3 protein-coding genes are annotated in these 1,946 nt (G+C 35.6%); all 3 read left to right on the top strand.

The features are described from left to right. On the top strand, positions 1-420 hold a 420-nt coding region (locus BS85_RS11785; RefSeq protein WP_026944632.1), incomplete at its 5' end, for a hypothetical protein. A gap of 14 nt (positions 421-434) precedes the next feature. Next, complete coding sequence (locus BS85_RS0109855) at positions 435-671, top strand: hypothetical protein (RefSeq protein WP_026944631.1); 237 nt, start codon at positions 435-437, stop codon at positions 669-671. Between the two features lie 68 nt (positions 672-739). Beyond that, positions 740-1,753, top strand: a complete 1,014-nt coding sequence (locus BS85_RS0109850) for a hypothetical protein (protein ID WP_026944630.1) — start codon at positions 740-742, stop codon at positions 1,751-1,753. Positions 1,754-1,946 lie beyond the last annotated feature (193 nt).

The following is a 1,946-nucleotide window of genomic DNA, read 5'->3' as shown; positions in this document are numbered from 1 at the left end:
GGATTCTTATTAATCTTTGGAATCTCAAGCACACTCTTTGCAGAAATAGATTTCATTGCCCTTGTAACCAATGGAGAGTTTAACGAACAAAGTGCGGGTGTGAAAGTCTTAAATGATGAGGAGATGCAAGAAGTAAAGGGCGGTTTAATTTATCTTGGCAACAATGTGATGACACCCACATTAGTCTCAAAATATTATATAGTTCAAAATACAGATTTACCAAGCAATTTGATTCAAGAAGCAGTAGGGCTTTTGTATTACAATGAAACGCTTGTATATGCGAAACGATATTATCGCAGTCAAATTGAATATACTTGGCTGATAGGATATAACCCACAAACTGGCTATATGAGAGATTTATCTTTAATGGGCGCATCAAGCAGAACGCTGAAACACTTAAACTCAAAGTATAGATATTAGTTTTAGGGGGCTTTATGGAAAATATCAATTCAAATATCACTCCGCTTAATCACACGCTATTCACGCTTTCTAGCGATTTCATCGTGTCGCATGATTCTGCGAGTTTTGCAGAGGTTTTAGCAAAGGCACAAGGTGGAGAGAAACAAAAAAGTCCTATGCCGCTTTTGGGCGATAAGTTGAATCCTAATGATTATCAAGAGAATCTTAAAAATCTTGCATTAGCGCAAATGAGGGATTTACAAAGACTTTAATACGATTTTAAGGAAAAAATTTCGCAAAGGATTGCATTAATTTTAAAACCTTTTATCAAGGAGTTACAATGCAACTTTACGCAATTTCTACAAGCTACAAGCCACTAGAGATTCAAAGCAATGATTCTATCTCGCAAGAGCGAAAAGAGAAAGCAAAAGAATTTTTAAAGCAAAGAGAATCGGAGGGCTTTAAGGGAGAAGTTTATCTAGCACCTGATTCCTATGAAGAAGCCTCTAAGTATTTGGGCGGGTTTTTGTGCAACGCAGAAACAATGAGCAACAAGACAAGCAAGTTAAGCTTCAAAGAAAATGCGCAGGATTCCGCTTTATCGTCCGTTGCCATAGAGAAAATGCAAGATTATCGTCAAACCACACATAAATCCTCTATCAACACCTTTGGGGGTTACACCATTGATGAAAATGGTTTTATGGGGATTGATTTTTTAAAGGCTGCGGGATTGCCTGAAGAGTATAAAATCCATAGCAACGCGCTACAAGCCTTGCACGATTATTATACAACACCACTTAAAAGAGAGGAAAATTATCTAGCAGCAGAATTTGAATCCATAGACTTAATCGCAGGAATCTCCTATGCTTATAATAAAATTCAAGGCATTACAAAAGGGGAATTTGGCTCAAAAGATGTGTATTCCAAAACAGAAATTAAACAAATGTTTGAATCCAATCCTTTCTTTTCGGATTCTCTGTTTCATACACCTTTAATGAGAGACTATCAGAATGAAAAAGGCGAATTTTCTGTGGAGGGCATTTTACTAACTTTTGCTTTCAGTAGCGATTCCTTTGCAAAGGCGGAATCCCCTTTTACAAAGCTTAGTGAGTTTGGCAAATTCCAAAGAGGAATGCCAAGCACCTATCGTCCAGATGATTTGGATTCTACAAGAAAACAGCAAACCCCAGAAGAGATAAAAAAGGAAATGGAAGATTCTTTAATGGAGTATTATCTCAAAGCTATTGAACGCAATGAAAACCAAACAAAGGATTTGTCAAAGGAAGTTAATGATTTTGTTAATGCGATAATCAGGGATTCTTTAGAATCTATGGAAAAATTGCATAAACTTTAAGATAATCTTAAAGTGTTGTTTGCCAAACATTTTTGTAGTTTATTTGGTGGCTTGGAATGTCTTTTGCCTAATACGAGAAATAATAAAAAAATAATTTGTGGGGATATTAATGCGTGTTAATCATCAAACAAATGCTTATGCTAATTATGGGAATTCTAATGCTTTGTTAAACAGAAATGTCAATACAAATTTG

This window comes from Helicobacter rodentium ATCC 700285 (genome assembly GCF_000687535.1).
In the GTDB taxonomy this organism is placed as follows: domain Bacteria; phylum Campylobacterota; class Campylobacteria; order Campylobacterales; family Helicobacteraceae; genus Helicobacter_D; species Helicobacter_D rodentium.
The sequence above is the reverse complement of the archived record's forward strand: the minus strand, read 5'-3'. Positions and strand labels throughout refer to the sequence as shown.

What these genes read in the sequence shown, in the direction of transcription:
- BS85_RS0109850 (WP_026944630.1), top strand. Translation starts at nt 740, where the DNA reads ATGCAACTTTACGCAATTTCTACAAGCTACAAGCCACTAGAGATTCAA.
- BS85_RS0109855 (WP_026944631.1), top strand. Translation starts at nt 435, where the DNA reads ATGGAAAATATCAATTCAAATATCACTCCGCTTAATCACACGCTATTC.